The sequence below is a fragment of the Thermosyntropha sp. genome (genome assembly GCF_017656155.1).
Taxonomy (GTDB): Bacteria; Bacillota; Syntrophomonadia; order Syntrophomonadales; family Syntrophomonadaceae; genus Thermosyntropha.
This window is the reverse complement of record NZ_JACDOH010000002.1, coordinates 245,400-272,182: the sequence shown is the minus strand read 5'-3', so window position 1 is coordinate 272,182 and position 26,783 is coordinate 245,400. Positions and strand designations below refer to the sequence as shown.

21 protein-coding genes, 1 pseudogene and 1 CRISPR repeat array are annotated in these 26,783 nt (G+C 35.6%); of the genes and pseudogenes, 21 read left to right on the top strand and 1 reads right to left on the bottom strand.

The genetic code is table 11. The features are described 5' to 3' along the window. The first annotated feature begins 1 nt into the window (after position 1). The 11 genes from cas4 to H0Z36_RS03145 all read left to right on the top strand — a co-directional run bounded on the left by cas4 (position 2) and on the right by H0Z36_RS03145 (position 17,615). Entirely contained in the window at positions 2-499 is a 498-nt protein-coding gene (gene cas4, locus H0Z36_RS03195; RefSeq protein ID WP_296863784.1) for a CRISPR-associated protein Cas4, read from the top strand. A 19-nt stretch (positions 500-518) separates the two neighbouring features. Next, on the top strand, positions 519-1,511 hold the full coding sequence (gene cas1b, locus H0Z36_RS03190) for a type I-B CRISPR-associated endonuclease Cas1b (RefSeq protein WP_296863783.1): 993 nt from the start codon (positions 519-521) through the stop codon (positions 1,509-1,511). 19 nt (positions 1,512-1,530) lie between these two features. Beyond that, positions 1,531-1,659, top strand: coding sequence for a hypothetical protein (locus tag H0Z36_RS03185; protein ID WP_296863782.1), 129 nt, complete (start codon positions 1,531-1,533; stop codon positions 1,657-1,659). Positions 1,660-1,977: 318 nt separating this feature from the next. After that, positions 1,978-8,710: a CRISPR direct-repeat array (repeat unit 30 nt; unit sequence GTTTTTAGCCTACCTAAGAGGAATTGAAAC). A gap of 471 nt (positions 8,711-9,181) precedes the next feature. Further along, the gene (locus H0Z36_RS03180) at positions 9,182-9,889 is read left to right on the top strand and encodes an ATP-dependent Clp protease proteolytic subunit (protein WP_296863871.1); all 708 of its coding nucleotides are present in this window, start codon (positions 9,182-9,184) and stop codon (positions 9,887-9,889) included. Then, entirely contained in the window at positions 9,886-10,101 is a 216-nt protein-coding gene (locus H0Z36_RS03175; protein ID WP_296863781.1) for a YlzJ-like family protein, read from the top strand. Before H0Z36_RS03180 ends, H0Z36_RS03175 begins: the two co-directional genes overlap by 4 nt. 128 nt (positions 10,102-10,229) lie before the next feature. Beyond that, positions 10,230-11,015: an undecaprenyl-diphosphatase UppP gene (gene uppP, locus H0Z36_RS03170; protein WP_296863780.1), complete on the top strand. Its 786-nt coding sequence runs from the start codon at positions 10,230-10,232 to the stop codon at positions 11,013-11,015. A 117-nt stretch (positions 11,016-11,132) separates the two neighbouring features. After that, entirely contained in the window at positions 11,133-13,448 is a 2,316-nt protein-coding gene (locus H0Z36_RS03165; RefSeq protein ID WP_296863779.1) for a DNA translocase FtsK, read from the top strand. 24 nt (positions 13,449-13,472) lie between these two features. After that, a complete protein-coding gene (locus tag H0Z36_RS03160; protein WP_296863778.1) occupies positions 13,473-14,225 on the top strand; it encodes a RodZ domain-containing protein in 753 nt (250 codons plus the stop codon). 7 nt (positions 14,226-14,232) lie between these two features. Next, on the top strand, positions 14,233-15,579 hold the full coding sequence (rimO, locus tag H0Z36_RS03155; RefSeq protein WP_296863777.1) for a 30S ribosomal protein S12 methylthiotransferase RimO: 1,347 nt from the start codon (positions 14,233-14,235) through the stop codon (positions 15,577-15,579). Positions 15,580-15,594: 15 nt separating this feature from the next. Next, positions 15,595-16,131, top strand: a complete 537-nt coding sequence (gene pgsA, locus H0Z36_RS03150) for a CDP-diacylglycerol--glycerol-3-phosphate 3-phosphatidyltransferase (protein ID WP_366508849.1) — start codon at positions 15,595-15,597, stop codon at positions 16,129-16,131. Between the two features lie 140 nt (positions 16,132-16,271). Then, positions 16,272-17,615, top strand: coding sequence for an acetyl-CoA hydrolase/transferase C-terminal domain-containing protein (locus tag H0Z36_RS03145; protein WP_296863776.1), 1,344 nt, complete (start codon positions 16,272-16,274; stop codon positions 17,613-17,615). 153 nt (positions 17,616-17,768) lie between these two features. Here H0Z36_RS03145 and H0Z36_RS03140 read toward each other — a convergent pair. Continuing rightward, positions 17,769-17,891 (bottom strand): annotated as a pseudogene (locus tag H0Z36_RS03140) (DDE transposase); the annotation flags it as partial. Between the two features lie 198 nt (positions 17,892-18,089). Between H0Z36_RS03140 and H0Z36_RS03135 the strand changes: the two are divergent. The 10 genes from H0Z36_RS03135 (at position 18,090) to recA (ending at position 26,684) form a co-directional block, all read left to right on the top strand. Further along, positions 18,090-18,779 (top strand): STAS domain-containing protein, encoded by a 690-nt coding sequence (locus H0Z36_RS03135; RefSeq protein WP_296863775.1) that lies wholly within the window; start codon positions 18,090-18,092, stop codon positions 18,777-18,779. Between the two features lie 16 nt (positions 18,780-18,795). Beyond that, the gene (locus tag H0Z36_RS03130) at positions 18,796-19,158 is read left to right on the top strand and encodes an STAS domain-containing protein (RefSeq protein WP_296863774.1); all 363 of its coding nucleotides are present in this window, start codon (positions 18,796-18,798) and stop codon (positions 19,156-19,158) included. 11 nt (positions 19,159-19,169) lie between these two features. Next, complete coding sequence (locus H0Z36_RS03125) at positions 19,170-19,601, top strand: anti-sigma regulatory factor (RefSeq protein WP_296863869.1); 432 nt, start codon at positions 19,170-19,172, stop codon at positions 19,599-19,601. Further along, positions 19,598-20,563, top strand: coding sequence for a hypothetical protein (locus H0Z36_RS03120; RefSeq protein ID WP_296863773.1), 966 nt, complete (start codon positions 19,598-19,600; stop codon positions 20,561-20,563). The genes H0Z36_RS03125 and H0Z36_RS03120 overlap by 4 nt, the downstream gene beginning before the upstream one ends. Positions 20,564-20,565: 2 nt before the next feature. Then, positions 20,566-21,351, top strand: a complete 786-nt coding sequence (locus H0Z36_RS03115) for a GGDEF domain-containing protein (RefSeq protein WP_296863772.1) — start codon at positions 20,566-20,568, stop codon at positions 21,349-21,351. Positions 21,352-21,399: 48 nt separating this feature from the next. Next, positions 21,400-23,046, top strand: a complete 1,647-nt coding sequence (locus tag H0Z36_RS03110; protein ID WP_296863771.1) for an HD domain-containing phosphohydrolase — start codon at positions 21,400-21,402, stop codon at positions 23,044-23,046. A gap of 83 nt (positions 23,047-23,129) precedes the next feature. After that, on the top strand, positions 23,130-23,618 hold the full coding sequence (locus tag H0Z36_RS03105) for a hypothetical protein (RefSeq protein ID WP_296863868.1): 489 nt from the start codon (positions 23,130-23,132) through the stop codon (positions 23,616-23,618). Positions 23,619-23,760: 142 nt separating this feature from the next. Beyond that, positions 23,761-25,014, top strand: a complete 1,254-nt coding sequence (locus H0Z36_RS03100) for a competence/damage-inducible protein A (RefSeq protein ID WP_296863770.1) — start codon at positions 23,761-23,763, stop codon at positions 25,012-25,014. 1 nt (position 25,015) lies between these two features. Further along, a complete protein-coding gene (gene thpR / locus H0Z36_RS03095; protein WP_296863769.1) occupies positions 25,016-25,576 on the top strand; it encodes an RNA 2',3'-cyclic phosphodiesterase in 561 nt (186 codons plus the stop codon). A gap of 73 nt (positions 25,577-25,649) precedes the next feature. Then, complete coding sequence (gene recA, locus H0Z36_RS03090; protein WP_296863768.1) at positions 25,650-26,684, top strand: recombinase RecA; 1,035 nt, start codon at positions 25,650-25,652, stop codon at positions 26,682-26,684. Positions 26,685-26,783: the final 99 nt, after the last annotated feature.

Here is a 26,783-nt window from a genome sequence, read left to right as displayed (position 1 = left end):
TATGGATTTTTATGTAACCGGAACCCTTATATGGTACTATTATATATGTAAGAGGCAGGTTTGGCTGTTGGCACATGGCCTGGAGCCGGATCAGGAAGATGAAAATATAAGGATTGGAAGGCTTATTGGGGAAACCAGCTATGAAAGGGAAAGGAAAGAGGTAGATATAACTACCGGGAAATTTGATGTAATGCGAAGAGAAGGAGAAAATCTGGTGGTAGGGGAGATAAAAAAATCTTCCCGCTTTGTGGAAAGTGCAGAGAAACAGCTGCTGTTCTATTTATGGCAACTTAAGGAAATGGGAATAGAAGCCAGAGGTGAGCTTTTAATTCCGGAAGAGAGGAAAAAGATAGAGTTTATTCTAGATGAAGAAAATGAAAAAGAAATAAAAAATGCAGTCAAGCAAATAGAAAAAATTATTGCTAACCCCCTGCCACCACCTCCGGAGAAAAATAAATATTGTAGGAAATGTGCTTATACTGAATTTTGTTGGGCTTAAAATAAAAGCAGGTGATGGGATGAAAAAAACTATTTATGTTTTTAATGATGGAGAATTTAAGCGCAAAGACAATACAGTTTATTTTGAAACTAAGGGAGACAAAAAATACCTGCCGGTGGAAGATTTAAAAGAAATTTATATATTTGGGGAGGTAACACTTAATAAAAGGTTTCTGGAATTTATAACCCAAAAAGAAATAATACTTCATTTTTTTAACAATTACGGCTATTATGCCGGAAGCTATTATCCGCGTGAACACCTTAATTCTGGTTTTATGATATTAAAACAGGCTGAATTTTATCTGGATGCAGAAAGAAGGATAAAATTGGCCCGGGAATTTGTCCGGGGGGCAGTCTATAATATGCTGGCTGTCTTGCGGTATTATCAAAACCGGGGAAAAGATTTAGAAAACGTAATAGAACATATAAAGGAACTTGAAAAAAGTATCGACAGGTCTTTTACTAATGAAGAATTGATGGCTATAGAAGGGAATATAAGGGAAACCTATTACGAAGCTTTCAATGTAATAATTGACAAACCTGAGTTTACATTTAATGGGCGCAATCGCAGACCTCCCAGAGACCGGATAAATGCACTGATCAGCTTTGGTAATACTATACTTTATACCGCAGTTTTAAGCGAAATCTATAAAACACATCTTGACCCGCGTATAGGATATTTACATACTACCAATTTCAGGAGATTTACTCTTAATCTTGATGTGGCAGAAGTTTTTAAACCTATACTGGTAGATAGGATTATCTTTAGTTTATTAGGCCGTAATATGCTTAAGGCATCCCATTTTGATAGCAAACTGGACAGCATTTTGCTCAACGATAACGGTCGCAAGTTATTTTTACAGGAATGGGAAGAAAAAATAAAAACTACTATAAAACATAGAGAACTGGGACGCGAAGTATCTTATAGGCGGCTTATAAGGCTGGAACTTTATAAACTGGAAAAACATCTGATGGGAGAAAAAGAGTATGAACCTTTTGTTTCACGCTGGTAGGATAGGAAATGATTTATAGATGTTTGTCATAATGGTCTATGATGTGGAAGAAAAAAGAGTAGGAAAAGCCTTAAATTTTCCTGAAAATATCTTTGCTGGGATGAAGTTCTATTCTGAAAGGATAAACGAGCGAAAGCAATTTATGTAAACGAAAATATGAATTAAAAAAAGTCATAGATGAAGAACATGATTCGATAATATTTTATATATTTTGTAGCACCAATTATTACCAGTGTGAGATGATGAGAGTAAAAAAGGCGGAGCAGAAAACTTTTTTATATTTTTATAAAAGGAATATGGACATTAAAATTGTCGTCGACCTCCAATAATGTAAAAACCCCTGGGGGTCGACGACAATTTTATTTGCCTAAAAACCTTGACATACAGGGATTTTGTTATTAAAATTAGACTAAAATAGGTGAATATGGTTAAGGGTAAAAGCTTGAATTTATGGGATGTTTAATTGGTTTTTAGCCTACCTAAGAGGAATTGAAACATAAACACGGCGACATGATTGACGAAGAAGACTTAGAGTTTTTAGCCTACCTAAGAGGAATTGAAACTTTGGTTTCAAAAACTATGAATTTGTTTTTGGCGGCGAGTTTTTAGCCTACCTAAGAGGAATTGAAACTTTTCATTCGTTCCAAGAAAAAGGGGATGGGATTGATGTTTTTAGCCTACCTAAGAGGAATTGAAACTTAGTCCATTTTCCTGTTGATATTCGCTCCAATTCGGTTTTTAGCCTACCTAAGAGGAATTGAAACTCATTTATTCCCCTCTCCTCTTTTTTGGTCTCTTTCCTGTTTTTAGCCTACCTAAGAGGAATTGAAACCAGTTGCTTGCTTTGTGAGCCGTTCTCTTGCAGCTTTGGGTTTTTAGCCTACCTAAGAGGAATTGAAACTGTGAAAATCAATAAGAAAAGGCGTCCCTAGGCTAGTTTTTAGCCTACCTAAGAGGAATTGAAACAAAAAAATAGACCTGGTTGATAATCCGGCAAATCCTCAGTTTTTAGCCTACCTAAGAGGAATTGAAACATTCCGATGCCTGTTGCCAAAGAAGTTTCAGAAGATGGTTTTTAGCCTACCTAAGAGGAATTGAAACTTTCCAGCGGAGCAGATTCTGTTCAAAAAGGTTTTTGTTTTTAGCCTACCTAAGAGGAATTGAAACGAGGGGAGGCATATAGATTACCATTGTCTGTATCTAGTTTTTAGCCTACCTAAGAGGAATTGAAACCCGGTGTGTTTCCGGCAGCCTATCTAATGCTCTTTCGTTTTTAGCCTACCTAAGAGGAATTGAAACCATCTACAGGAATATATTCGGATGCAGGACGAATAGTTTTTAGCCTACCTAAGAGGAATTGAAACTGGAAGAATTTCGAGAACCGTTTTTTAATACCGGTTTGTTTTTAGCCTACCTAAGAGGAATTGAAACCCTGCGGGTTGGAATGCTGTCTCAAATCCGCCATTCCTGGTTTTTAGCCTACCTAAGAGGAATTGAAACTAGAAAATATTGTGATAAGAAAAAGAAACATATGAGTTTTTAGCCTACCTAAGAGGAATTGAAACATGCTGCCTCAAATTTCGGTATATTGTTCTCCAATCCCGTTTTTAGCCTACCTAAGAGGAATTGAAACGAACCATGAGAAAAGGCCATTTAAATTCCTCCTTTTGTTTTTAGCCTACCTAAGAGGAATTGAAACTTTTCTTTATACCTGAATAAAGGAATTATCATTATAGGTTTTTAGCCTACCTAAGAGGAATTGAAACGTCAAGAAAACGGAAATTGTCCAATAATATGTTCTGGGTTTTTAGCCTACCTAAGAGGAATTGAAACTAGAATCTCATCAACAGCACCAGTATCTCCATCATATAGTTTTTAGCCTACCTAAGAGGAATTGAAACAGCTTAAGCCGGGGGATGAGGTTATTCTAATTCCTTCGTTTTTAGCCTACCTAAGAGGAATTGAAACGGAGCACCTTCTATAGTTTGGGTAGGAACAGATATGGTTTTTAGCCTACCTAAGAGGAATTGAAACGCAATTACCTTTCGCAATCGTTGAATAATTCTAGTGGTTTTTAGCCTACCTAAGAGGAATTGAAACATATTTCCTCATTAACCCAGGCATTAACCTTATTAGTTTTTAGCCTACCTAAGAGGAATTGAAACGAACAGATAAAAGAAAACTTGGCACGTACAGCTCGAGTTTTTAGCCTACCTAAGAGGAATTGAAACACCGATGACAACGGCATCCTCATAGTTGACAATCCTGTTTTTAGCCTACCTAAGAGGAATTGAAACGTGGATAAAGTATTTTGTTTTACAGGTGAATCTATAAAGTTTTTAGCCTACCTAAGAGGAATTGAAACTAAGCCTCTGTCGCATTAACAGTTTCAATGTAATAAGTTTTTAGCCTACCTAAGAGGAATTGAAACGTATAACAGATACTAGGCAAAACAAAAAAGAAATGGTTTTTAGCCTACCTAAGAGGAATTGAAACTGGGTTTGGCTGCTTTTAACCGAAAGAGAAGGGAGGCTGTTTTTAGCCTACCTAAGAGGAATTGAAACCAGAAAATGGGGAAGTAATTAGGACTTTGAAATCTCCGTTTTTAGCCTACCTAAGAGGAATTGAAACGCGATGGCACAAGCTGCACCCCAATACTGTGAAAGCACTGGTTTTTAGCCTACCTAAGAGGAATTGAAACTCGGATGGAACTCCTGTTTATGATGTGGATGGTTCTTGGTTTTTAGCCTACCTAAGAGGAATTGAAACGCTATATCAAAAGCAATGTTCATATTTCACTACCTTGTTTTTAGCCTACCTAAGAGGAATTGAAACAATGATGTGTATGGGATATATGTTGTAATTTTAGCCAAGTTTTTAGCCTACCTAAGAGGAATTGAAACGCTGTGCGGGCGGAATGGATACTTAATAATGTATATGTTTTTAGCCTACCTAAGAGGAATTGAAACAATTAATACTTATACCGTATTTAACGGAAAACTCGTTTTTAGCCTACCTAAGAGGAATTGAAACTTTTTTAGCATTATTCAGGTTATACTGGATATAAGTGTTTTTAGCCTACCTAAGAGGAATTGAAACCTGCATAACCGTAAATCTTATGCCAATATGGACATGAGTTTTTAGCCTACCTAAGAGGAATTGAAACTATCTTTGGCGAACTGGATTTTCAGGAAAATACCTGGTTTTTAGCCTACCTAAGAGGAATTGAAACATGAAATTCAGAATGAATATGATTCCACTAAGTGGGTTTTTAGCCTACCTAAGAGGAATTGAAACTAGAAAGAACGCCAGTGTTCCTGCATTTCATCCAGGTTTTTAGCCTACCTAAGAGGAATTGAAACCTTCTCAGGAGGTTTCTCCTGAGAGTGAGGTTTCGGTGGTTTTTAGCCTACCTAAGAGGAATTGAAACTTTTCTCAAAAACCCTTATCTTCTACACTATCTTCGTTTTTAGCCTACCTAAGAGGAATTGAAACTAATCTTCTAGACTAATTTCAGGTTTATTAGTATTGTTTTTAGCCTACCTAAGAGGAATTGAAACTAGTTACTGCTAATTTAAGAGAGTGGAGACATATATGTTTTTAGCCTACCTAAGAGGAATTGAAACTTTCCAGCGGAGCAGATTCTGTTCAAAAAGGTTTTTGTTTTTAGCCTACCTAAGAGGAATTGAAACGAGGGGAGGCATATAGATTACCATTGTCTGTATCTAGTTTTTAGCCTACCTAAGAGGAATTGAAACCCGGTGTGTTTCCGGCAGCCTATCTAATGCTCTTTCGTTTTTAGCCTACCTAAGAGGAATTGAAACCATCTACAGGAATATATTCGGATGCAGGACGAATAGTTTTTAGCCTACCTAAGAGGAATTGAAACATGTTTATCGCGCTGTTCGGCGGCGTGAGCGGGTTTTGTTTTTAGCCTACCTAAGAGGAATTGAAACAAGCGTGAAAGAGAAAAATACAAAGACTATAACGAGCTCGTTTTTAGCCTACCTAAGAGGAATTGAAACTTAACCCCCGGTCTGCCATTTCCCGCACCGGGAACTTGTTTTTAGCCTACCTAAGAGGAATTGAAACCCTCCTTTAGTTAAAATAGTATGAATTTCATTTAAGTTTTTAGCCTACCTAAGAGGAATTGAAACTCTCTTTCTCCAGTATTTGTTTCTGTCGGGATTGTGTTTTTAGCCTACCTAAGAGGAATTGAAACTACTTTTTTTTTCTGGCAATACTTGACATGATACGTTGTTTTTAGCCTACCTAAGAGGAATTGAAACTAATCTTCTAGACTAATTTCAGGTTTATTAGTATTGTTTTTAGCCTACCTAAGAGGAATTGAAACTAGTTACTGCTAATTTAAGAGAGTGGAGACATATATGTTTTTAGCCTACCTAAGAGGAATTGAAACCCAAAAAAGCAAGCAAAATAAAAAATGCCGGACAGAGTTTTTAGCCTACCTAAGAGGAATTGAAACTGAAAATATTTTCCATTGATGAAATACCGGAAGAATGTTTTTAGCCTACCTAAGAGGAATTGAAACCCCATTCGAAAACTAATTCATTTTCAATGCGGCCACAGTTTTTAGCCTACCTAAGAGGAATTGAAACTACGGAGCGGCTATTAAATTTAAGGATACTCTCAGTTTTTAGCCTACCTAAGAGGAATTGAAACTTCATCGTACTTATATATGTGGATTGAGAACTATGACCAGTTTTTAGCCTACCTAAGAGGAATTGAAACCTGTTATGCTGCCGTTCTGTATGCCAAAATCGCTACGTTTTTAGCCTACCTAAGAGGAATTGAAACGTAGGACAAACTGTAAATCCTAGCGGGCGTGCAGGGTTTTTAGCCTACCTAAGAGGAATTGAAACATAACTGGTAGAACAATAGGTTTTTCTGTTTTTGTAGTTTTTAGCCTACCTAAGAGGAATTGAAACTGGTACAGTTGCAGCTAGTATGGGTGGTAGAATTTCGTTTTTAGCCTACCTAAGAGGAATTGAAACTCGCGTTTCTGTTTTTTTTTATACATTTTTTTTCTGGTTTTTAGCCTACCTAAGAGGAATTGAAACATACTATATATGTAAGAGCATATAACAGCGAAATTAGTTTTTAGCCTACCTAAGAGGAATTGAAACCTATTTTTATCAGATTTTTTACTGTTTATATAACTATGTTTTTAGCCTACCTAAGAGGAATTGAAACTGTCTAAAAACATCATCATATAATATCCTTTCTTTTAGTTTTTAGCCTACCTAAGAGGAATTGAAACGTAGCCAATTACTGGGCACGACGGTATCAGGCTACGTTTTTAGCCTACCTAAGAGGAATTGAAACTTCCCCTTTCTCTTTTACATAGAATTCATCAGCATGTTTTTAGCCTACCTAAGAGGAATTGAAACCGCTTTTTGCATACGTCCGATATTGGAAGGGAGGAAAGTTTTTAGCCTACCTAAGAGGAATTGAAACTTTTTCTCCTGACGCTTCTTTCTGGGTTTCTGATTTGTTTTTAGCCTACCTAAGAGGAATTGAAACCCTGATAACCAGGGTTCGCTAATAGTCGCTCTTCTTCTGGTTTTTAGCCTACCTAAGAGGAATTGAAACCTGGATAATCCCATCATCATAACGATTTTCTCAGCAGTTTTTAGCCTACCTAAGAGGAATTGAAACTAAATTTGGTGGCGAAGGTGAAAAGCTGGCGCAGGTGTTTTTAGCCTACCTAAGAGGAATTGAAACCCGACCCCTTACAGGTGGCAAATGGGTGGCATAGAGGGTTTTTAGCCTACCTAAGAGGAATTGAAACTTACCTAACAATACTTGAAAATTATCCCCTGATTCAAGTTTTTAGCCTACCTAAGAGGAATTGAAACAAATTAAATCCGTTTCAGGCAAACCTAATTTTTTCAGTTTTTAGCCTACCTAAGAGGAATTGAAACACTGCACGTTCCAGATCGTTGAGATTAACTTTTCCCGTTTTTAGCCTACCTAAGAGGAATTGAAACAAGGTTTCCAGATATTCAGAATGCTGGACAAAGAACGTTTTTAGCCTACCTAAGAGGAATTGAAACAAGCAGATGGGATGCAGATGGAACCCCGAAGAAAAGTTTTTAGCCTACCTAAGAGGAATTGAAACTATGAAGTCGGCAATGACGACATAAGGAGGCCATATTGTTTTTAGCCTACCTAAGAGGAATTGAAACATACTGGTTTTCCAGGATTAGTTTTAGCATGCTACGTTTTTAGCCTACCTAAGAGGAATTGAAACATGCTTCTGAAGAGCAGTAAGGAGGGAGTAAATTGAAAGTTTTTAGCCTACCTAAGAGGAATTGAAACGAGAATTTAGTTAAACTTTTAGGGATGGCTTATTTTGGTTTTTAGCCTACCTAAGAGGAATTGAAACTGTTTAGGTATTCCCAATACGCAGCTAAAGCGAAGCGTTTTTAGCCTACCTAAGAGGAATTGAAACCATTCTTGGATTGTGAACAATCCAAGGATTGATAATAGTTTTTAGCCTACCTAAGAGGAATTGAAACATATTTTCCATCATGCCAGCTTTGGCATTAACGTAGTTTTTAGCCTACCTAAGAGGAATTGAAACCAAGCATTAAATAATTATGGAGAGTCTTTAAATATTCGTTTTTAGCCTACCTAAGAGGAATTGAAACCAAGCATTAAATAATTATGGAGAGTCTTTAAATATTCGTTTTTAGCCTACCTAAGAGGAATTGAAACAATTCTTTTTTATTATCAAATTTTCGTAACCACGAGTTTTTAGCCTACCTAAGAGGAATTGAAACTCAATCTCGCTTTCAGCTTGTTCAAAACCTTTTTGGTTTTTAGCCTACCTAAGAGGAATTGAAACCTTCTAGGGGGTTGAAAAAACCCATTGAAACATATGTTTTTAGCCTACCTAAGAGGAATTGAAACTAGGGCCACCCAAACAGATGGGGGGTGACGCTGAGTGGTTTTTAGCCTACCTAAGAGGAATTGAAACGAAGAGGCATACAGTTTTGACGAAGAACTGTATCTGGTTTTTAGCCTACCTAAGAGGAATTGAAACCTCGATGCTCTTCTTGCGCTTGTAAGGCTAGTTGGTTTTTAGCCTACCTAAGAGGAATTGAAACTCACTTCGCTTTTTTGATAAAGGCCATCAGCTCATCGTTTTTAGCCTACCTAAGAGGAATTGAAGTAAAAGTAAAAAGCATTTCTGTAATAAAGAATAAAAGCTTTGAGAGGAAATAAAAAACCTGGTATAAGGAATATAGCGACCTGAAGTATCTTTAGATACTAGTACGGGCTTGCTAATTCTAAATACCAGGAGTTAATCAAAATAAAAAAAGAAAATTGACTAAATTAATCCCAATAGTTTAATAATTGAAATAGACATTGCCAAATAAGTCCACTGGGGCAATGATATTTTAAGGAAGGCTATTAGGAAAAGTTTTTTCTATACAGAATAAAAGAGAAGGCCTCGAAAATTTAGTCCAAACTCTCGCCTGACCAAAAGGTCAAGTTTTTTTATTGGAAAGCTTTGAGGTTTTATAAGAGGTTATAAGAGTTTGCTTTTGTTTTTTGGTATATTATTTGGTTTCGGGGTAATTATAAATGTAAGCAGTAAACGAGTGAAAGGAGCTGTTAACTTGCAACATTTTTTATCCGGGTTGGAAAATGAGGAACATGAAAATAGAAATTCGGAAAATAGAAATGAACAAAAACTTGATAACATCAAGGAACTAGGGCAAACCCAAATTCCTGATTTTAGAAGTGACATTCATTGTCTTACTATAAGTGGACAGATTGAGGGACACATGGTTTTGCCGCCGCAGAATAAGACTACCAAGTATGAGCATGTTATTCCTCAACTGGTTGCAGTGGAAGAAAACCCCAATATTAAAGGGCTTCTTATAGTTTTAAACACTGTTGGAGGAGATGTAGAAGCAGGTCTGGCTTTGTCTGAAATGATAGCAAGCCTTTCTAAACCTAGCGTTTCCATAGTTTTGGGAGGAGGACATTCAATTGGGTCAAGTATAGCAGTTAGTGCTGATTATTCTTTTATTGCACCTTCTGCTACTATGACTATCCATCCGATAAGATTAACAGGACTGGTTATAGGAGTTCCACAGACCTATGAATATTTGGATAAAATGCAGGATAGAGTTATACGATTTATTGTTGAACATTCCAGTATTACCGAAAAAAAACTCAGGGAACTTATGTTTAGAACAGGTGAACTGGCACGGGATATAGGTACAGTTCTTGTAGGTAAGGACGCGGTAGAATGTGGTCTTATTGATGAGGTTGGAGGTATTTATGATGCCATTCGAAAGCTGAAAGAGCTTAAGAACAAAAAAGGAGCGATATTACAGTGATAATATATATTCCTGAACCTATGGAACTTTTATATAATAAAGAAGCTCCTGAATTGATTACTTTAAAACTTGCTTCAGGAGGTTTTATAACTGCTGAGCGTTATGGGAATGATAAAATCAGGATTTTAAGCCTAAACAGCACTGATCCCATGGATTATATGAATGAGAAATATCGGCCGGGTAGTATTATAGAAATGAAGATAAGTTTATAGTATTTTAAAAGCTATTATGAGTATTAATTTGTGCACGCCTGAGCGTGCTTTTTCATTTTTTGCATAATTTTTAATCATCTTTGTGTTATACTTTTAAAGGTATGCGGTAAAGAGGAGGAGGAACAAAATTGACAACTTTACAGGCCTTTATTTTAGGTATGGTACAGGGCTTGACTGAATTTTTGCCCATCAGCAGTTCTGGTCATTTAGTAATATTTCAACATTTATTTGGTTTAGAAGAAGCTCCGCTTACTTTTGATGTACTCCTTCATATGGGCACATTGGTTGCAGTTTTTATAGCTTTTTGGAGGGATATAGTCGCTATTCTTAAAAAGCCTTTTGATAAATTAACTTTTCTCATACTGGTAGGGATTATTCCTGCCGGATTAGCGGGATATTTTTTAGAGGATTATGTGTCTATGGCTTTTGAATCTTTACTGGTTGTAGGTTTAGGGCTTATTTTTACCGGAGCTATACTTAAAATTTCAGAAAATTATGCCAATAATAACATTTTATTAAAAAAAGCGGAAGAGATTTCATATAAAGATGCTCTTTTTATTGGGATATTACAGGCTTTTGCTATATTGCCAGGTATTTCCCGTTCAGGTTCTACTATTGCAGCAGGACTTTTTGCAGGATTAGATCGGGATTTTGCAGCTAGATTTTCTTTTCTGCTTTCTATACCGGTTATACTAGGAGCGGGAATATTTCAACTTAAAGATTTGAGTTTTGCAGTAGTGGAAGCTGCAGATATTGCTCCTTATGTGGTTGGCATGCTTTCAGCAGCTTTATTTGGTTATTTTGCCATAAAAGTAGTTTTAAGGCTGGTTAAAAGGGGACGACTGGCGGTATTTTCGTATTACTGCTGGATAGTGGCAGTTTTTTCTCTGGCTATGTATTTTGTAGGAAAATAATATTATGTTTTTATTTTAAAAGTGGTTAACTTAAGAAGGAATAAAAAAACGTTAGGAGAATTTATAGGCGAGATATAAAATTTTTTATCTATTAGGCATAAAGCTGGAGTGAACGATATGGTTGCTAAAAACAAGGCGAAGAGTAAACAAGAAAAAAAAAATAAGTTAAAGACAGCGGATTATAGTAAAAAAAACAGTTATTTAGATAAGATAAATAATGAGATATTTTCGGTTCTTATTTTCATGCTGTCAGTATTTGTCTATATATGTTTAAACAAGGCTAAAGGTCTGCCGGAAGATACTCAGGTTATTGGAATAATAGGGACTTATCTGGCTAAAGGATTAGAAAAAGCTTTTGGTGAAGGAGCTGTTCTGACTTCTTTTTATTTGCTGGCATGGTCTATACATATGGGTGTTTTTCAAAAGAAATGGTCAGTTCGCATGTGGGGCATAAGCCTTATTTTCATATCTCTGCTGATCGGGATTGCTGTCTATGATATACCTATCGGGCTGGATCCTCTAGATGCAGGGGCTAGAGGTATGGGAGGAGGCTATGCAGGAGGAGCTTTAGCTTATTTGTTTTTAAAATTGGTAGGCAGAATGGGTATAGTAATTTTTTTGGTGGTAGGCTTGCTAAGTGGGTTAATTATGGTTATAAATCGTCCTTTAGCCGTGATTATAAAAACTTTAAAAGATATATGTAAAAAAGTGAAAGATAAGATAGAACCGTTATTGTTTGAGGAAGTAGAGGAAACTGAATTTAAGAAAACTGGCAAGAAAAACAAAGTAGCCGTTAAAGATAAAAAAAGCGAACCTGTGGTTGTAGAACAGATTGATAAGAAAAAAGAAGATGAGGAAGATGAAAAAAATTTCAACCAATCAGTTAAGATACTTTCTCCTTTGGAAACTAAGAAAGAAGTAACTGATACAGTTCCTTTAAATGAAGAGGTTGGTAATACAAAGGAAACAGATGTTGCTGTTCAGGAAGAATGTCATGGAGAAAATTCTTATCAGAAGCCTCCATTAAGTTTATTGAGTGACATTGTTCAGGAAAGAACCATTGACAAGAAAAATATAAAAAACAGTATTGCTGTCTTGGAAGAAACCTTTGCCAATTTTGGCATAAAGGTAAAGGTTAATCAGGTAAGCTGCGGACCAACAGTTACCCGTTACGAAGTTACTCCTGCGCCAGGTGTTAAAGTAAGCAAGATATTAGGCCTTACTGATGATCTGCAGCTTAATCTGGCAGCTCCGGGCATACGAATAGAAGCACCTATACCTGGGAAGTCTGCAATTGGTATAGAGGTACCAAATAATAAGATACTAAGGGTAGGACTTAAAAGTTTGCTGTTATCCCATGATTTTAAAAAACTTAATAGTCCTTTAGCTTTTGCTTTGGGAGAAGACGTTGCGGGGAATACTATGATAGCAAGGCTTGATGATATGCCGCATCTCTTAATTGCAGGTTCTACTGGTTCGGGCAAAAGTGTTTGTTTGAATTGTATAATTATGAGTTTTTTATATAATGCTTCTCCTGATGAACTAAAGTTAGTTTTTATTGATCCTAAAATGGTAGAGTTAACTATTTATAACGGGATTCCTCATCTGCTCACACCGGTGGTAACTGATCCCAAAAAAGCTGCCCTTATTTTGCGCTGGATGGTTACGGAAATGGAAAAAAGATACCGCCTTTTTGCTGAATATGGAGCAAGAGATATAAACAGATATAATCAGATAGCAGAAAATAAACTGCCTTTTATTGTTATAATAATAGATGAACTGGCAGATTTAATGATGGTTTCTCCGGTTGAAGTTGAAGATGCTATTTGTAGGCTGGCTCAGATGGCCAGAGCGGCAGGTATGCATTTGATCGTAGCAACTCAGCGCCCTTCAGTTGATGTAGTAACAGGAGTTATTAAGGCCAATATACCTTCACGCATTGCTTTTGCAGTTTCTTCGCAGGCTGATTCGCGCACTATTCTTGATTGCAGTGGGGCAGAAAAGCTTTTAGGTAAGGGTGATATGCTGTTTTTGCCTATAGGTGCTAATAAACCGATGCGAGTTCAAGGTGCTTATGTATCAGATCGTGATATTGAAAAAACCGTAGATTTTATAAAAAAATATAATCAATTTGAAGATTCGGCAGAAGAACTGCAGGAACTGGAGTTCTCTTTATTAGATGAAACAGAAAGTTATGATGATGAATTATTCTGGGACGCAGTAAAGATTTTCGTTGAGACCAAAAAGGCTTCAGTTTCTTTATTGCAAAGAAAGCTCAGAATTGGGTATTCGAGGGCAGCGCGTTTGGTAGATATTATGGAAGAAAGGGGAATAGTTTCAGAACCTGATAATAATAAAAGACGGGAAGTTTTAATAGACAGCGAGCAGTTCAATGAGCTGGTTGCCCGCTCTAGCAAACATAAAATAGGATAAATGAAGAGCGCAGGGGTGAGATGAATGGGTATAGGCGAAAAGTTAAAAAAGGCACGGGAAGAAAAAGGCTTAACTTTAGAAGATCTTGAGGAAGAAACTAAGATTCGTAAGCTGTACCTGGAGGCTTTAGAAGAAGAACAGTTTGATGTTTTACCTCCCAAGGTTTATGCAGTGGGATTTTTGCGCCGTTATGCCAGAACCCTTGGTTTAGCTGAAGAAGAAATGATAAAAGAATTTAAATCTTTAGCTTATTCTGGGGAAGAAAATGAAGAACTGGATTATGAGAAAGTGGAAAAGGTGAAAATCTCAAAGTTTGATGTAACGCAATTTTCTGTTAAAAACATTTTGGCTGGAATTATTTTTTTGATAATAGCTATATGGATTGGAAATTATATTGCAGATTATTTTGCCGGTAAAGCGCAAGAAGGCAATAAAAACATCTCACCTCCGCCTGTTGTTGAAAGAGAAAATCCTGTCAAAGAAAAAGAACAAATAAAGGAACAACCTAAACCTGTTTATACAGGAGTTAATCTGGTTATTAAAGCAAATCAAAATTGCTGGCTTAATGTAAAAGTAGACGGAAACGAGGTATTTAGAGCTGTACTTCCGGCTGGAGAGAGCAAAAGTTTTAAAGGAAATGAGGAAATATATATAAAGGCAGGTAATGCTGGCGGTATTGATATAACATTTAATGGTGAAAAATTAGGCTCTTTAGGAAAAACAGGACAAGTTATAGAAAAGAAATTTACAAAAGGTAACATTGAAGAACAGGAGTAGAAGCAGGATGAATATAGGTTTCATAAGCTTGGGATGTTCTAAAAATCGGGTTGATACTGAAATTATGATGGCAATTTTGAAGAGGGCAGGATACAAGATAGTAAACAGAATCGAAAAAGCAGAGCTGGTAATAATAAATACATGTGGTTTTATAAATGATGCTAAAGAAGAAGCAATTGATACTATTATTGAAATTGGACATTTAAAAGAAGCAGGAATAGTCAATTATATAATTGCCACCGGTTGTTTGGCTCAAAGATATGGAAAGGAGCTTTTAGAAGAGATGCCGGAACTTGATGCAGTTGTTGGCATCTCATCTTTTATGAACATAGACCGAATTGTTGAGATGGTTGTAAAGGGCGAAAGATTAGCTGAAACTCCTCCACCTCCTATGTTTTTTGTTGAAAAAGGTGAAAGGATTTTAACGACTCCACCAGGTTCAGCTTATCTTAAGATAACAGAAGGTTGCAACAATCGTTGTTCATATTGTGCTATACCTCTTATCAGAGGAAACCTGCGCAGCAAGAGCTTGGATGATATTGCAAAAGAAGCTTCTTTTTTGGTAGAAAAAGAAAAAATAAAAGAATTAGTTTTAGTAGGGCAGGATACAGCTGCATATGGTATGGATTTATATGGTAAGAGTATGTTGCCTGATGTTTTGCAGATTTTATCTGAAATCGACTGTTTAGAGTGGATAAGGATTATGTATCTTCATCCTAACCATATAAGTGATGAAATTATTGAGAAAGTTGCTTTGCTTGAAAAGGTCGTTCCTTACCTTGATATTCCGATTCAACATTTTGCTGATGATGTATTAAAAAGAATGAATCGAAAGCATAATGGAGAACATTTAAAAAAAGTCATAACCAGGCTGCGGGAAGCCAAATATAATTTGGTTTTGAGAACTACTGTGATGGTAGGATTTCCAGGAGAAACGGAAGAAGATTTTAAAAAACTTTATAATTTTATAGAAGAAACTGAATTTGATTGGCTTGGTTGTTTTGCGTTTAATCCAGAAGAAGGAACTGCAGCTTATAACATGTCAGGTCAAATTGATGATGAAACAAAACAGGAAAGATTGTCCGAGCTAATGAAGCTGCAAAAAAAGATTACGCGGAGAAAGAATATAGGTCGTCTTAATAAAGTCGAGAATATATTAATATCTTCACAGATAGATAAAAACCTGTATCTAGGCCGCGGGTATTTTCAAGCTCCAGAAGTTGATGGAGTGACTCTGGTAAGAAGTGAGAAACCTTTGTCTAAAGGTGAATTTACAAAAGTCTTATTAAAAGGAGTAAGGGAATATGATATTATAGGGGTAGTTGTTGCAGAAGAAGATCAGTATATAAGTTAGGCAGGAGAATTTGTGATGATGAATATTCCAAATATATTGACTTTGGTGCGCATTATTCTCATTCCATTATTTGTAATAGTTTTGCTTTTAAAGATTCCGTACGGAGATTATATAGCTGCTTTTATTTTTATTATAGCAGCGTTGACTGATAGTCTTGATGGTTATCTCGCCCGCAGATTAAAACAGATTACTAAACTGGGAATAATTTTGGATCCTCTAGCGGATAAACTTTTAATTACTGCTGCTTTGATAAGTTTAGTTCAATTAGGAAGGTTGCCCGGGTGGATTGCTATAGTTATATTAGGCAGAGAATTTGCGGTTTCCGGCCTTAGAGCAGTAAAGGCTGAAGAAGGAGTTATAATACCTGCCAGCAAATGGGGAAAAGCAAAAACTGTAAGTCAGGTTTTAGCAGTACTGCTCATAATTATGGAACCCCTGTATATACCTTATATTATATGGCCTGTAGGTATGTGGGCTATGTATCTGGCGGTTGCAATAACAATATTTTCTGGAGCAGAGTATTTTTATCGATTTTATGTCCAGCAGTCTTAACTTCTATTAAGGCTTTATTAGATTGGCAGTTTATCTGCCATTTTTATTTTTGTGAAAAAGTATTTTAAAAAAATAATAAATAGGTTAAAATTTTGTCTAATAAATTTAGCTTTTGAAACATATGTGAAGGAGGATAAATAGTGGACTGGATAAATGAATATAAGCGCAAGCTGGTTACTGCTGAAGAAGCTGTTAAGGTAGTTGAGTCTGGTGACTGGATTGATTACGGTTTTGGATTGGCTTCTCCTAATGAGCTGGATAAGGCTTTAGCAAAGAGGAAAGATGAGCTCAGAGATGTAAAAATTAGAGTTGATCTGGGAGTATGGCCCCATTATACTTTGGATGCTGATCCTTCAGGAGAGCATTTTTGCTGGCATTCCTGGCATTTTGGAGGGCTTGAACGCAAGTATTATGAAAAGGCCAATATTTATTACATACCCATGAAATTTCATGAATGTCCGATTATGACCCGCAAGGATGCCGCTAAGAATCGGATATATATGGGAACAGTAGCACCTATGGATAAACATGGATATTTCAATTTTGGTGCAGGTGCTCCTTCAGCTATGGCAGCTATTGAAAATGCGGAATATATAATTTTAGAAGTTAACGAAAATATGCCGAGGGTTTTAGGTGGAAATCAAGAATGTATTCATATAAGTCAAGTTAGCTTTGTGGTAGAAAGCAGCAATCCGCCTCTTCCTACATTAAAACCGACTCTCCCAAGTGAAACAGATGTTAAGATTGCAGAGTATATTATACCTTTAATTCCAGATGGAGCCTGCATCCAGCTGGGAATAGGAGGTATACCCAATGCGGTTGGAACTCTTGTGGCTGATTCTGATCTAAAAGATTTAGGGGTTCATACTGAAATGTATGTGGATGCTTTTCTGGAAATGACTAAAGCAGGGAAAATAACCGGAAAACATAAAAATATTGACCGCTATAAACAGGTATTTTCTTTTGCTTTAGGCAGCCAAGAGCTTTATGACTTTATCGACGATAATCCGGGAGTGGCAGCCTATTCAGTGGATTATACTAATAATCCTGCAGTTATAGCTTTAAATGATAATGTTATTTCAATAAATGCATGTTTGGAAATCGATTTGTTTGGCCAGGTATGTTCGGAAAGTGTAGGAACCAGGCATATAAGCGGAACTGGAGGGCAGCTTGATTTTGTGGAGGGGGCTTATAAATCTAGAAATGGACAGAGTTTTATCTGTATGCATTCAACTTGGACTGATAAAGAAGGAAATACTATTTCTAGGATTAAGCCGATTTTAACTCCGGGAGCGATAGTCACTTCGCCGCGGACTGCCACCCATAAAATAGTTACTGAATTTGGAATAGCTGATATGAAAGGAAAGAGCACCTGGGAAAGGGCTGAAGCGTTGATAAATATTGCTCATCCTGACTTCAGGGATGAATTGATTAAAGAGGCGGAAAAAATGAAGATATGGCGGAGAACATCTAAAATAAAATAAGGCTTGTCCTGCTCCTAGTAAAACTTCCCCAGGAGCAGGATATTTTTTATTCAGCTTTTTGCATCAAATTAGGAAGGAATTTGTCTTCATGGTCTTTAAGGGTGGATACAACTACGGTTGAGAGTGCTAATACTTCAATAAGGTGGTACTGAACAATCGTGGATCATCTTTTGCCTTTGTCTTAACTACTAGTTCATAATTACTGCTGGAACACCACGAAGAACCAAATGGGTAATCACATTTGCCGAGTACATGGGAACAACGAAACTTGTTTGTGTAATTACTTGTTTCCCAGTATACCATATGCGATGTTCAGCAGAACAGATAGGTATCAAGGATTATCTTTAACCTGGAACAAGGTTCAATTTTTAAAGCATCCCGAAGGAAAAAATATAATCCTTGTCGAATTTATGCTAAAATAGCTATATAATTAAGAATAAAATATGATTTTTAAAACAAGGGGGATTTATTTTAATGAAAGAGCAGATTCTGAAAAATCTATCAAATTATTTGGAATTATTACAAGAAAGATTTGGACATGAAAAAATATGGGAAGAACTTTTGATTTCAGTAGCTGAATATGGAGATAGTGATATATATCATAACTCTATAAAAGAAAGTTTAGAAAAAATTTTGGAAGTTATGAAAATAGATGAGGTTTTATGTGCTTTAGATATTATAACCGATAAGATAGAAGGTTTTCCAAAAGAAGATCTGCTCAAGTATATAATATATATTAAAAATGAATATTGTTTGGAAAAAGAAAATAATTTGCGAGAAGTTAAGGAAGCATTGACTGAACTTGCTACCCCTATTATTAGAATTTGGCATGATATAGTTTTAACTCCTCTTATTGGTACTCTGGATAGTGAGCGGGCCCAGGCTATGGCAGAAAAGTTGTTGCTTTTTATAGATGCTAATAAAGCTAAATATGTCATATTAGATGTTACTGGAGTACCTTATATTGATACAGTGGTTGGCGGGTTTTTAATGGAAATGATAAAGGCAGTTAGATTTTTAGGCGCAGATGTAGTAATTACAGGAATAAAGCCTGATATTGCTCATACTTTAGTTAAGCTAGGGGTAGATTTTAATAATATAATCGTAAAGAGAGATTTAGAAACAGCTTTAAAGTATGTGATTAATCTTATTGAAAAAAGATAAGCGAGGTAGAAAAAGTATGCAAGAGCGGGTAGTACCTATTATAAAGATTTATGATTGTCTTGTAGTTCCCATACAGATAGAATTGGATGATACTACTGTTGAAAAAATCCAGAAACAGATACTGAGTGAAATTGAAAATAATGATGTCAAAGGCGTAATTATTGATGTAAGTATGGTAGATATTATAGATAGTTATATTTCCTATACCTTGTCTGAAACAGCCACTATGGCAAGGATGATGGGATGTTATACGGTATTATGTGGTATTCAGCCTCAGGTAGCTTTGACTTTGGCTCAGATGGGGGTAAATATAAAAGGCATATATTATGCTATGAATTTAGAAAATGCCTTGGAAATACTTGCTGGAATAGAAGAGTAGTTGGGGTGAGTATGTTGATTTCTATTAAGCCCGAAGAGTACGATTTTTTCGTAAGGATAAATGAAGAAAAAGATATAGTTATAGCCAGGCAGATGGTAAAAGATATTGCTAAGAAACTAGGCTTCAGCCTGGCCGATATAACTAAGATATCTACGGTAGTTTCTGAGCTTGCACGTAATATTTACAGATATGTAGGTGAAGGTTTTATATATATCAGAGAAAGAAAAGAGGGAAAAGATGTTTATATAGAGCTGGTGGCTTATGACAGAGGACCAGGAATTGAAGATATTGATTTGGCTATTACTGGAGGGTTTACTACGACAAAAGGAAGCTTGGGATTAGGTTTGTCAGGAGTTAGAAGGCTTATGGATGAATTTTCTATAAAATCAGAGGTAGGAAAGGGAACCTTAGTAATTGTTGCCAAGAGGAGGCGCAGTTTTTGATTGATTTTTTAAAGGTAAATATTGATAGTGTTTTAGATATAACTATCTTAGAATACCGCATAAAAAAAATGTTGGAAAAAAATTTTACCAATGTTCCGGAAGTTTTTTTAGTAGCCAAAGAACTGGCTACCAATATATTGAAATATGGAACTAAAGGTTATATTGAAATAGATTTACATTCGGATAAGATAACGATTACTGCTGTAGATTATGGGATAAAAAAAGATGATACTCGTTATTTTGATGAAAAAAATAAAAGTTTAGGATTGGGACTTAAAATTGTACGAAAAAATAGTGATGAATTTAGCTTTATGCCTAATGAATATGGCGGAATTACGGTTAAAGCAGTTATATGTTTAAACAGTAAATCTAGGAAGTCCTTTTATATTAACTGGGGAGTAGCTGGAAGACCTCATCTTTTGGAAGAAAAGAGTGGGGATTTGATATCTATAAAAGAAGTAGGAAAGGGAGAATTTTTAGTTTTACATGCAGATGTTTTAGGGCATGGCTTAGAAGCCAATAAGTTAGCAGAAAAAATAGGAGTTTTCTTTGACGAACAGCCATTTACTAATTTAGAAAGATTTTTTTTAGATTTGCAACATTTTATCTATGATAGTCGGGGATGTGCTTTATTTCTTGCTTTAGTGTCTGAATATGGGCTGGAATATATTAATATAGGCAATATAAGGGTTTGGATTATAATGGATGGCAAAATTAGAAGATTAGTGGAAATGCCGGGAATAGTAGGCAGAAATATAAATAGATATAAAATATTCCGGGAAAATCTTATGTTGCATAGAGTTTTACTTATTTCTTGTTCAGATGGGGTTTCTTCTCGATTTTCTCCTGCTCTTTTAGATCTAAACAATGTTTATGATATCCAGGTTTTGGCAGAAGACATTGCTGAAAGGTTTGGGGTAAAAAATGATGATGTTTCAGTATTGGTTTTAAAGGGGGATTAAGGTTGAAAGACTATATTAATAAATATAAAGAATATTTAAAGGAATATATGTTAAATGGAGGAGAAGAAAGAGTATTGGTAGAAGCATTTGAAGATTTAATTGATCCTAATGATTCATATTTTTCTGAAGCGGTAAATATTTTAGATGTACATATTAATGCTTTGAAAGATGTTTTAGGGGTAGAAAAAGATAACGACCAGGTACAGTGGCTTTATATAGAAAGGGCTAATGAATTTTTGGCCCAGATTTTTATGTCAGTAGACAATATAATGTTTAATTTGCGTGAACAATTGGAAAGAGATGTATTAACAGGGCTTTACAATCGTTTAGCTTTATCTAGGGTGCTTTCTTTATTATGGCTAGATGCTCTTAAAAAAGGTAAAAATTTTACTGTTGGCATGCTTGACCTTGATAATTTTAAAAATATAAATGATGTTTATGGACATGGAATTGGTGATGAAGTGTTAAAAACAGTTGCCGATGTTTTGCGCAGGGATGTCAGAGGAAATGATATGGTTTTTCGTTTTGGAGGCGAAGAATTTATTTTGCTTTTTAATAATTCAGATTATGAACAGGCAATTATTCCAGCGGGGAGGATAAGAGAAAAGATTGAAAATTTGATTGTAAGTGATTTTAATATAAAAGTTACTGTGAGTATAGGACTATCTTCTTATTCAGAAGATAAACCTGAAAGTGCGGATGAACTTATAAGATTTGCTGATTTGGCTATGTATGAAGCAAAGCGTAAAGGTAAAAACAGAATAGAAATGTATCGCAATATAAAGTAAAATATTAGTAAATAAACTATTTTATATACATTTTAATGGAGGATTTGCATGAAGGCAGAATATAAGCCAATTGAAATTTATTTTGCTAAAGATGATATAAAGGATGAAATCAGCCGGTTTCTTAAATATTCGGAGGCTGATTTTTGTATTTTATATTTTTTTAATGGGAACCTGGCAGTAAGGTTATTGGCAATAGCAGTAGATAAACATTTGAATTATAATTTTTCTGAATTTATTGATTTTGACTTAACTCATAACATTTTATATGAAGTTTATACCACAGGAAGGACATTAGAAAATACTATATTAAGCTCGGACACTTTGGTAAAAGGGGCTAGTAAAGAATGGTATTTTCCTTTAGTTTTTAGGGACAAGGTTATAGGGGTTATTTGTATAGGGACTTTTGAAGAGAAAGATTTAAATGTAGATATTAGAAAGCTGCAAGAGATTGTTAATAATAATATTTATCTTTTGCTGATGCTTAGTTATAAGAAATTTGGCTATAAAGGTTTAATTGATATTATTATACTTATTCATGAAATATTTTCGGAAAAATCTCCTTTTATGGTAACTCATATTTATAATGTAGCTGCTTGGGCAGTACAAATTGCTAGAAAACTAGGTTATTCTGACGAAGAGCTTACTGAGATTTATTTGGCAGCTTTGATGCATGATATCGGTAAGATTTTTGTGAACATGGATATAATAAATAAGAAAGGTAAATTGACAGAAAAGGAATTTGAAGAAGTAAAGAAACATGTTGATATAGGTTACATGTTAGCTAGAGAAATGTTTTTATTTGATCAAAATTCTCCTATTCCCCTTTGGATATATCAGCATCATGAAAAATGGGATGGAACAGGCTATCCGAAAGGAATAAAAGGGGCAGATATTTTTAGAGAAGCTAGGATTTTAAAAATAGCTGATGCACTTGATGCTATTCTTTCAGATAGAAGTTATAAAAAATCTATGAGGTTGGATGAGGCAATAGCTGAAATTAAAAGATGCCGGGGAACCGATTTTGATCCAGAAATAGCTGATGTAGCGATAGAAATATTAGGTAAAAAGCTCAATTATTATACTTATGATATTTTTGAAGATGTAGTTTTACCTGCTACTGTAGTTGTTAAAAATAGCAAGGAATTTTACTCTTATGAAGGAATTATAACTAAAATTGACAATGAACTTGTTTTTAATTCAGCTTATCTTATAGAGGGGTTAGAAAACGATAAATTATATGAATTTAATTTAGTGTTGGAAAAGTTTAATATGATTTTTGAATATGTTGCCCAAGGTAAAAAGGTTGAAAAAAATAAGATCGTATTCCAGTATATATCCCCTTATGAGACTAAGTCTTCCTTTGGTTTACTCTGGCTCTTGCCAGGGCACATCGTTTTTTCTGACATTAAAGAAGCCCACGAAATAACTATTACCCGCATATCAGGTGAAGGTTTAGTTTTTTGTTTTCCAGAAAAAGAATATAAATTAGACATGAATAAGATATATATTGTTGTACCTTATTTCGATGATGGAACTAGAGTCCCCCTGCCGGGTAGGATAATTGAAAAGTTAAAAGTTGGGCAAAAAATACATTATAAGTTTTCTTTTGTAGGGTTAAAGGAAAATCATAAAGACGAAGTTTTTCGTCAAATTTTTAGAAAGGAAATAAGTTTGCGAAAAGTACTCAATAACTAATATTTTATTCAGATTTTGCCTTTTGTTTAAAAGGGAGAGTATAATGAAAGAGGCAGCACTTGAATTAAGTTGAAAGGGTAAGCATTCATGAGATAGGACATGCCCTGGTGAGTGAACTGGTTGAACCCGGTTCAGTTGCTTCAGTTACTATTGTTCCCCGGGGTAAGTCTTTAGGGTATATGAGAAAATCGCCGGGGAATGACAAATATTTATATACCCGTGAGGAGCTGGAAAAGCAGATTATGATTGCCCTGGCAGGTGCTGTCGCTGAAGAACTAAAATATGAAAATCGCAGTACAGGAGCCAAAGGAGATTTTGCCAGCGCCTGGGATACGGCTAAGGAAATAATCGCTTCTGGATTATCTTCTTTAGGAGTAATAAATATGGAAGATGTGCCGGATAAGCTGGTATATGATGAGAGCAAAAGAATAGTTCGAGAGTTGGAGGATAAAACCCGGGATATTTTAAATGCAAACAAGGATTTACTCTATATTATGGCTGAACGAACAAGAGAGGAAGAATTTTTTACAAGAGAGCGTTTTATTGATTTTATATCTGGGAAAAAAGCCTGACATAAGTCGGGTTTTTTATTTTTAGCAGGGAAATATTAATTTTAAAAGAATTTATTATATATATGTATATTAAAAAAATAGCTGACAGCATACACTTATTAGGTGAATTTAACAATATTTGCTGCTTTAAGGGGATGAAATAGTGAAAAAGGCTTACGTTATATCTACTGGAACCGAACTTATTACCGGAGAGACATTAGATACTAATTCGGTGTACATATCAGAGAAGCTTACTGATTTAGGGATAAAGGTTATAGGCAAAAGTACAGTAGGTGACACCAGGGAATTTATATATAATGCTTTTGTTGATGCTTTGGAACAGGCTGATATAGTTGTTTCCACAGGTGGTTTGGGGCCAACTACAGATGATTTGACTAAAGAAGTAGCCTGTGAAGTTATGGATGTGAAAATGGAACTTATAGATGAAGAATTAGAAAGGCTTAAAGAATTTTTTGCCCGCCGGAATCGTGAAATGCCGGAATGTAATAAAAAACAGGCTATGTTTCCTAAAGGGGCTGTACGCTTAAAAAACTATAAAGGCACTGCCTCTGGTATGTATCTTATTAAGGATGGCAAGGCAGTTATATTACTGCCAGGTCCGCCTGCTGAAATGTCCTCAATGTTTGATAATGAGGTGATTCCTCTTCTTAAACGGGATTTTAGCCTGTCAATATCTAAGGCAGTTCAAAAAACGATTAAGGTTTTTGGATTGGGAGAATCACAGATAGAAGAAAAAATGGCTGATATTATTAATAATTCGCGTGGAGTGAATATTGCTTTATTAGCTCGGCAGGGGGAAGTTTATATAAAACTGACTGTTGAAAATGAGAGCGGAGAAGATAGCGAAAAAATATTGGAAGAGATAGCCGGTGAAATTGAAGAAAGAATTGGTGAATATATTTATGGTTTTACCGATGATACCTTATCATCGGTAGTGGCAAAACTGGCCAGGAAGCGAAATATTAATTTAGCTTTTGCCGAATCCTGTACCGGCGGTCTGCTGGCCAAAATGATTACAGATTTGCCCGGAAGTTCCGAATATTTTTGGGGTGGAGTTGTTACTTACAGCAATGAGGCTAAAGAAAAGATTTTAGGAGTTAAATCCCAGACTTTAAGCACTTATGGCGCAGTTAGTGAAGAAACTGCCCGGGAAATGCTTAAAGGAATTCTTGAACTTTCTGGAGCTCAGATGGGTGCAGCAATTACCGGGATAGCTGGGCCTGGAGGTGGAAGTGAAAAAAAACCAGTAGGATTAGTTTACATCGCTGTGGGAAGCTTGGAAAGAAATGTAGTTAAAAAGATGAATTTTGCAGGTGACCGCGAGATAGTAAGAATATTATCAGCTAAAACTGCATTAGACCTTATAAGAAGAGAATTACTAAGAGGAGAGATTTAGAATGCGGCTTTTTGTAGCTATTCCTGTACCTGATGAAATAAAACAGTATGCCTATAGTATAAAAGAAGAACTGAAAGCTTTGAAAGGCGATGTCAAGTGGGTGGAATATGAAAATTATCATATAACCTTAAAATTTTTGGGAGAAGTAGATGATTTTAAAGTGCCTAAGATAAGGAATTGTTTGTCAAATGCAGCAGAAAGCTCAGAACCATTTAATTTAAAGCTTGATAGTATGGGGTTTTTTCCTGATCGTCATTGTCCCAGGGTTTTATGGATTGGTGTAAATGGTGAGCTTGATAAAGCTCATTTTCTTGGTGAAAGAATAGATGCTTATCTTAATGAGCTTGATTTTGAAAGTGAAAGGAAAAGGAATTTTCATCTGACTTTAGGAAGAATACGATCAGAAGTTAATCAAGATAAGATTATAGGCAAAGTTTATGCTATGAATCAAAAGTTAAAAAATTATGAATTCAGGGTAGAAAGTTTTGCCCTTATGGAAAGCTATCTTTATCCAAGCGGACCGGTTTATAAGGTTAACCATAATTTTGTATTAAAAGGGTAAGATATTTTGCCTTGACATTTTAAGGGAATGTGTTTTAGAATAAAATTCGAACATATGTTTGAGGAGGACGCTTATGGATAATTTAGAAAATAATCAGGGGAAAATAGAGGCCTTAAACAGTGCTATTAAAAATATTGAGAAGCAATTTGGTAAAGGTTCAATTATGCGGTTGGGAGAAGCTGCTGCTATGAATGTTGAAGTTATCCCTACCGGATGTATTTCGCTTGATTTAGCTCTAGGAGTGGGAGGACTGCCGCGGGGCAGAGTAGTAGAAATATTCGGTCCGGAATCATCAGGGAAAACTACGGTGGCCCTGCATGTTATTGCCCAGGCTCAAAAAGATGGAGGAATGGCTGCTTTTATCGATGCGGAACATGCTTTAGATCCCCTTTATGCTAAAAAATTGGGGGTTGATATAGATAATCTTTTGGTGGCACAGCCTGATTCAGGGGAACAGGCTTTGGAAATTGCCGAGGCATTGGTTAGAAGCGGTGCTATTGATGTAATAGTTATAGATTCTGTAGCTGCTTTAGTTCCTAAGGCTGAACTTGAAGGAGAAATGGGAGATGTGCATGTAGGTTTACAGGCCAGATTAATGTCTCAGGCTTTGCGTAAATTAACTGCACATATTAGCAAATCGAGAACAGTTTGTGTTTTTATAAATCAGATTAGAGAAAAAGTAGGAGTAGTTTATGGAAGCAATGAAACTACCACCGGAGGAAGAGCTTTAAAATTTTATTCTTCAGTAAGGATTGAAGTTAGGAAAGGAGATCCGATAAAGCAGGGAACTGAACTTATAGGTAACCGGACTAAAGTTAAAGTAGTAAAAAATAAGGTAGCTCCGCCTTTTAAAACTGCTGAGTTTGATATAATGTATGGGACAGGTATATCAAGAGAGGGAGATTTGTTGGATATTGCTGTTTCACTTGAGATAATTCAGAAAAGCGGATCCTGGTATTCCTATAATGGAGAGCGCTTGGGGCAGGGTAGAGAAAATGCAAAAGAGTATATAAAGAATAACCCTGAGTTTTATAATATGCTTGAGCAAAAGATTATCGACATGCTAAAAAAAAGTGAAGCAAATCTTAATGTAGGTGAGGATGCTTGACACTTATGTATAAACTTACTAAAATCTAAATAGAACTTCGGTTGGAAGTCTTAAACCTATTTAACTTGACCATAGAGACAAATAATTTTTTATATAAAT

Excerpts from the sequence above, each read along its gene's own strand:
- rimO (WP_296863777.1), top strand. The coding sequence starts at position 14,233 with ATGAATATAGGTTTCATAAGCTTGGGATGTTCTAAAAATCGGGTTGAT.
- cas4 (WP_296863784.1), top strand. The coding sequence starts at position 2 with ATGGATTTTTATGTAACCGGAACCCTTATATGGTACTATTATATATGT.
- H0Z36_RS03110 (WP_296863771.1), top strand. The coding sequence starts at position 21,400 with ATGAAGGCAGAATATAAGCCAATTGAAATTTATTTTGCTAAAGATGAT.
- thpR (WP_296863769.1), top strand. The coding sequence starts at position 25,016 with ATGCGGCTTTTTGTAGCTATTCCTGTACCTGATGAAATAAAACAGTAT.
- H0Z36_RS03130 (WP_296863774.1), top strand. The coding sequence starts at position 18,796 with ATGCAAGAGCGGGTAGTACCTATTATAAAGATTTATGATTGTCTTGTA.
- H0Z36_RS03165 (WP_296863779.1), top strand. The coding sequence starts at position 11,133 with ATGGTTGCTAAAAACAAGGCGAAGAGTAAACAAGAAAAAAAAAATAAG.
- H0Z36_RS03125 (WP_296863869.1), top strand. The coding sequence starts at position 19,170 with ATGTTGATTTCTATTAAGCCCGAAGAGTACGATTTTTTCGTAAGGATA.
- H0Z36_RS03160 (WP_296863778.1), top strand. The coding sequence starts at position 13,473 with ATGGGTATAGGCGAAAAGTTAAAAAAGGCACGGGAAGAAAAAGGCTTA.
- H0Z36_RS03135 (WP_296863775.1), top strand. The coding sequence starts at position 18,090 with ATGAAAGAGCAGATTCTGAAAAATCTATCAAATTATTTGGAATTATTA.
- recA (WP_296863768.1), top strand. The coding sequence starts at position 25,650 with ATGGATAATTTAGAAAATAATCAGGGGAAAATAGAGGCCTTAAACAGT.
- cas1b (WP_296863783.1), top strand. The coding sequence starts at position 519 with ATGAAAAAAACTATTTATGTTTTTAATGATGGAGAATTTAAGCGCAAA.
- H0Z36_RS03185 (WP_296863782.1), top strand. The coding sequence starts at position 1,531 with ATGTTTGTCATAATGGTCTATGATGTGGAAGAAAAAAGAGTAGGAAAA.
- pgsA (WP_366508849.1), top strand. The coding sequence starts at position 15,595 with ATGATGAATATTCCAAATATATTGACTTTGGTGCGCATTATTCTCATT.